The 4,865-nt window shown below is 65.1% G+C and carries 6 protein-coding genes and 1 pseudogene; 1 reads left to right on the top strand and 6 read right to left on the bottom strand.

The annotated features are described in order from the left end of the window. On the bottom strand, window positions 1-799 hold a 799-nt coding region (locus OC446_RS29310), incomplete at its 3' end, for a multicopper oxidase domain-containing protein (protein WP_262032432.1). 166 nt (window positions 800-965) lie between these two features. Here OC446_RS29310 and OC446_RS29305 point away from each other — a divergent pair. Then, a pseudogene (locus OC446_RS29305) lies at window positions 966-1,778 on the top strand (IS110 family transposase); the annotation flags it as partial. A gap of 107 nt (window positions 1,779-1,885) precedes the next feature. Here the strand turns inward: OC446_RS29305 and OC446_RS29300 are convergent. The 5 genes from OC446_RS29300 to OC446_RS29280 form a co-directional block, all read right to left on the bottom strand. Beyond that, the gene (locus OC446_RS29300; RefSeq protein WP_262032431.1) at window positions 1,886-2,461 is read right to left on the bottom strand and encodes a class I SAM-dependent methyltransferase; all 576 of its coding nucleotides are present in this window, start codon (window positions 2,459-2,461) and stop codon (window positions 1,886-1,888) included. Between the two features lie 85 nt (window positions 2,462-2,546). Continuing rightward, window positions 2,547-3,269, bottom strand: coding sequence for a copper-binding protein (locus OC446_RS29295; protein ID WP_262032430.1), 723 nt, complete (start codon window positions 3,267-3,269; stop codon window positions 2,547-2,549). A 93-nt stretch (window positions 3,270-3,362) separates the two neighbouring features. Continuing rightward, window positions 3,363-3,665 carry a copper-binding protein gene (locus OC446_RS29290; RefSeq protein WP_262032429.1) on the bottom strand — a complete coding sequence of 101 codons (303 nt, stop codon included), beginning with the start codon at window positions 3,663-3,665 and terminating at the stop codon, window positions 3,363-3,365. 112 nt (window positions 3,666-3,777) lie between these two features. Then, window positions 3,778-4,266, bottom strand: a complete 489-nt coding sequence (locus tag OC446_RS29285) for a cupredoxin family protein (protein WP_262032428.1) — start codon at window positions 4,264-4,266, stop codon at window positions 3,778-3,780. A gap of 46 nt (window positions 4,267-4,312) precedes the next feature. Beyond that, a partial coding sequence (locus OC446_RS29280; protein WP_262032427.1) for a multicopper oxidase domain-containing protein occupies window positions 4,313-4,865 on the bottom strand: 553 nt, incomplete at its 5' end.

Genomic DNA, 4,865 nt, shown 5'->3' with positions numbered 1-4,865 from the left:
CCCGCTCGCCGGGCCGGAACAGCCCCGTCCAGTTCTCGTCCGGCCCGTGACCGTTCACCAGATAGGTGTAGATCGCGCCGGTGACGTCCGAGATGTCCGTCGGGTCCATCCTCATCTTCTGCCACCGGAGCCGCTCCTCGAGCGACATCGCTTGGGCGGGATCGTTGCTGAAGAGGCCCGCGACCGTCAGCCTGTTGCGGTTGAAGTGCCCCTGCTCCTGCTTGAGCTGGACGATGATCCTTTCGGGATCCATGAAGCTCCAGTCGGACAGCACGACGACATGCTCGCGGTCGTAGCCGACCGGGTCCGGCTTGGCTGGGTCGATGATGACCGGCCCGTAATGGCCGAGCTGCTCCTGCAGCCCCGAATGGCTGTGGTACCAGAAGGTGCCGGACTGTCTGATCGGAAGCTCGTAGACGAAGGTCTCGCGCGGGCGGATGCCAGGGAAGCTCACGCCCGGGACACCATCCATGTGGAAGGGAATGAGAAAGCCGTGCCAGTGGATCGAGGTGGTCTCCTCGAGGGTGTTCGTGACGGCGATGCGGTGCGTCTCCCCCTCGCGCAGGCGCAGGAGCGGCGCCGGGATCGTCCCATTGATGGCGATGGCCCGGCCGGTCCGCCCACCGACGGTGAACGGAATATGGCCGATCGTCAGAGCGATATCCCGGCCCGAGAGGGTCGGCAAAGTCGGGGGAACGCCGCGGGTTCCGCTCCGCGCCCAGGCCGGAAGCATGGGGCTCAGCGCGGCCATACCGCCGAGAGCGGCGCCGCGGGCGAGGAGGCTTCGACGGTTCAGCATAACTTTCCTCAGATCGGGAGCTGCGGAGCTGCTCAAAGCATGAGCTAAGTAACCACGCTGCTCTATCCCTGGCAAGCGACGACCAGGAGGCCATCGACGTGTCATCCGGGTTGGGCACTTGATTGTCGGGATGTGTTGCGCGGATCCCACGCGGCGGTGGCGTGGGCTCGGAGCCTTGCCGGTCGAGCTGGTGGTGCTCGAGGCGACCGGCGGCTTCGAAACGGTGGTGGCGGCCGCGCTCGCGGCCGCGCGGCTGCCGCTGGCGGTCGTCAATCCGCGCCAGATCCGCGACTTCGCCCGCGCCACGGGCAGGCTCGCCAAGACCGACGCGCTCGATGCCGGCGTCATCGCCCGCTTCGCCGAGGCGATCAGGCCTGAGCCCCGCCCGGTGCCGACCGACGAAGCCCTGGCGCTCGGCGAGATGGTGGCCCGTCGCCGGCAGATCGTCGAGACCAGGGTGGCCGAGCGCAACCGCCGTCGCCACCTCACCCAGCCGCGTCTCCTCAAGGGCGTCGACCGGGTGCTCGCCGTGCTGCAGGTGCAGGCCCAGCTCTCCGAGCTCGAGGGTGACATCGACGGCGCCGTCCGCCAGACACCCGCCTTGCGCGAGCGGGAGATCTCCTCAAGAGCGTTCCCGGGATCGGGCCGGCCACCGCTCGAACCCTGATCGCCGAGCTGCCCGAGCTGGGCTCCCTCGACCGACGCAAAATCGCAAGCCTCGTCGGTGTCGCCCGATGAACCGCGACTCCGGCACCCTTCGCGGCCGCCGCACCATCACGGGCGGGCGCACAACCGTCCGCTCCGCCCTGTTCATGAGCATCATGGTGGCTATCCGCCCAAGCTGCCCCTCCACGCCACCTACGAGCGCCTCCGCCAGGCCGGAAGGCCGCCAAAGGTCGCCATCGTGGCCTGCATGAGGAAGCTCCTTACCATCGCCAACGCCATCATCCGGGACGCCAAACCATGGCAGCACGCTTGACCAACAAGACAGTCGCTCATTACTGCCGCCGAATTCCGCTAGCTTTCCAAGGACAGCTTGGCCGAGGGCTCCTCGTTGGTTCAAAGGTTCAAAGGCTCGATTCCTCGTCAGCGCTTGCGTCCCCGCACGACGGAGACGCGCCCCATCCCAAACGTGTGCGAGGACAAACGCCGAACACTCGTAAACCCAGCTTCGTCGAGCGCGGTCGTCCAGCTGCCATCGAAATGCGGTTCGACACCAGGACCGTAAGCGATTCGCGCGACATTCAGGGCGATCTGCTCGTTCAGATCAGTGGGCCGATCGAGGTCGGCAACGTACAAGCTCCCGTTGTGGCGCAGAGCCCGATAAAGTGGGCGCAGGAAAGAGGTCTTGTCAGCAAGCGTGTGCAACGTCATGCAGCACACGACCTTGTCGAAGGAGGCACGCGCGGACGAGGAAAGGACGCCGTCCCGCAAGTCAGCGCCGACGACGACCGTTTCCGGAAAGCGCGACGCGAGATCGGCCGCGAGCGCAACGCTTGCGATGCTGGCGTCGAGGATGCGTTCCCCTGGCTTGGGCGCCAGAGCGTCGAGCAGGGGTTCACGCCAGCGCTCATCCTCGCGGGTGAGGCCGGTCGCGAAGGCGAGGCCGCGGTCGGAGAAGCGCTTGTATTTCGAGGACAGCTTTCGAGCGACCTCGAGCATCCCTCTTCTTCCGCCTTGGATCGCGGTGCGCATGGCAGGCGCAACCCTGCTCGTGATTGGGAGAGGCGAGCGGAATTGAGAGGCGCTATCTCGCCTTCTGGATCTTGGTGACGGTCAATTGGCCGTTGACGCGGTCCGCACTGAACTGGACCTTGTCGCCCTGCTTGACGCTTTTCAGCATCGCTGGGTCCTGAGCGCGGAACACCATCGTCATCCCGTCCATATTGAGGTTCGGGATGGGGCCGTGGTCGATGGTGAGTTTGCTCTGGGCCGTATCCACCTTCTCGACAGTGCCGCTCACGAGAGGCAGCGGAGCTTGTGACGTTTGCGGCGAGGCTGTTGGAGTTTGCGCAGTCTGTGTCGGAGGTGCGGCCGGCGTCGGTGCGGGCGCGGCTTGCGCCTGCCTATCCAGCGGGCCGGAGCCCGGCGGAGACTGGTTCGGCTGCGCCTGGTAGCCGGGTTGCCGCATCCGAACCTGCCACTCCTTGATCGTATCGATCTGCTTCTGCTGATCGTCATGGATCTTCTGGGCGATCTGCCGAAGCTCGCGGTCACCGCCAAAGTCGAGCTGAGTCTTGGCGAGAAAGATGATGTTCTCGTAGTGGGCGAGAAGCATCGCCGCGAAGTCCTGATCGGGATCACCGACCAGCTTCATGTCTCTGAAGCGGTTGTTAGTTACCTCGCGGACGCGCTCGAACGAGGACGCCGCCCCCTTCGCGGGCTGGGCCTGGGCCAAGTGCTGCGTAGCAACGATGGCGCCGGTTCCGAAAACCAAAAGGGAGGCGAGGGTGGCACTGAGGCGCTTCATGGAACGTCGTCCTTCTCCGATGACAAAAAGGGCCGCCGCGCAAAGCGGGGTCTCGACACGCTTTAAGGCTGCGCGGCGGCCCCCAAAAGGCAGCTACTTCGCCTTCTGGATCTTGGTGACTGTGATCTGCCCATTGACGCGGTCGGCCGTGAACTGAACCTTGTCCCCTTGTTTGACGGTCTTCAGCATCGCCGGATCAGCTGCGCGGAATACCATCGTCATGGCGTCCATTTGCAGGTTCGGGATGGCCCCGTGCTGGAGCGTAATCTTCCCTTGAGCTTCGTCGAGCTTTTCGACCGTGCCCGAAACCATAGGTGCCCCTTGAGCAAAGGCGACTCCGGACAGGGTGAGGCCGGCGATCAGGCCGGCGGCGGCAACGTTGTGACCACGCTTCATCTGGCTTCTCCCTAAACGTGTGTTCCTGCTCGCACCCCACTGGGATGGAATCGAACGCCAGGCCAGCCGCGGCTTTCGTGACCATGCCGGCCCGGCAATCCTCAATAGCCCTTCACTTCACGACGACGGTGCCCTTCATGCCGGCTTCGTAGTGGCCCGGAATGAGGCAGGCATATTCGAAGGTGCCGGCGTTCGTGAACTGCCACACGATCTCGTCCGCCTTCTTCGGCTGGAGCCGCTTCGCGTTCGGGTCGTCGTGCTCCATGTCCGGGTTCTTTTCCATGGCGACCTTGTGCTTGGCGTTCTCCTCGACCGTCCCAATGACGAACTCGTGCTCGAGCTCGCCGCTGTTCTGGAGCTTGAAGCGGACCTGCTCGCCGCGCTTTACCTCAACCTTGTCGGGAAAGAACAGCATCTTGCCGGAGGCCTCCTTCATGGCAACCGGGACCATCCGAGCCGGCTTCTTCGGGTCTCCGGGCTTGCCGTAGGCCGCCTCCTCGTCATGGGCGTGACCGGCCCCGCCCGGCCCCGCCACAGCGAGCCCCGACGCGAAAAGAAAGGCACCGGCAGCGCCCGCGAGGCTCTTTGGTAATCTGATCATGGGTCGTTTTCCTTATGGCTTCAGGTTAGAGGTCATGAGCTGATGCTCAGTGGTTGCCGTGTCCGCCGCCGTTTGCGGCGGTGCGGCGCTTTCTCGGGTCGACGGCCCGGAACTCGGTGGCTTTGGCCCGCTTGCCTTTGGGCGTGTTCGGCGCCCGCGCCGGCTCGGCGAGCGGGGCGCCGGTCCACTCGTAAGCGACGGTGCCCTCCGGGTGCTTGTACCAGCCCGGGTCCTTGTAGTCCCCGGGAGCGATGTCCGGGCGCACCTTTACGACCGAGAACATGCCGCCCATCTCGACGGGCCCGAACTGGGCGTAGCCGGTCATCATGGGAAGCGTGTTCTCTGGGAGCGGCATCTCCATCGACCCCATCTCGCCCATGCCGCTGCCCCCCATCGGCATGTAACCCGGCGCGATCTTCCGAATGCCCGCCGCAGTTTCCTTCATGTTCACGCCGATGTAGGTCCGGACGCTGTGACCCATGGCGTTCATGGTGTGGTGGGACTTGTGGCAGTGGATCGCCCAGTCCCCCGGGACGTCGGCGATGAACTCGAAGGCGCGCATCTGTCCGACCGCCACGTCGATCGACACCTCGGGCCAG

This window comes from Microvirga sp. Mcv34 (genome assembly GCF_024519725.1).
GTDB lineage: Bacteria > Pseudomonadota > Alphaproteobacteria > Rhizobiales > Beijerinckiaceae > Microvirga.
The sequence above is the reverse complement of the archived record's forward strand: the minus strand, read 5'-3'. Positions and strand labels throughout refer to the sequence as shown.

What these genes read in the sequence shown, in the direction of transcription:
- OC446_RS29300 (WP_262032431.1), bottom strand. Translation starts at nt 2,461, where the DNA reads ATGCTCGAGGTCGCTCGAAAGCTGTCCTCGAAATACAAGCGCTTCTCC.
- OC446_RS29295 (WP_262032430.1), bottom strand. Translation starts at nt 3,269, where the DNA reads ATGAAGCGCCTCAGTGCCACCCTCGCCTCCCTTTTGGTTTTCGGAACC.
- OC446_RS29290 (WP_262032429.1), bottom strand. Translation starts at nt 3,665, where the DNA reads ATGAAGCGTGGTCACAACGTTGCCGCCGCCGGCCTGATCGCCGGCCTC.
- OC446_RS29285 (WP_262032428.1), bottom strand. Translation starts at nt 4,266, where the DNA reads ATGATCAGATTACCAAAGAGCCTCGCGGGCGCTGCCGGTGCCTTTCTT.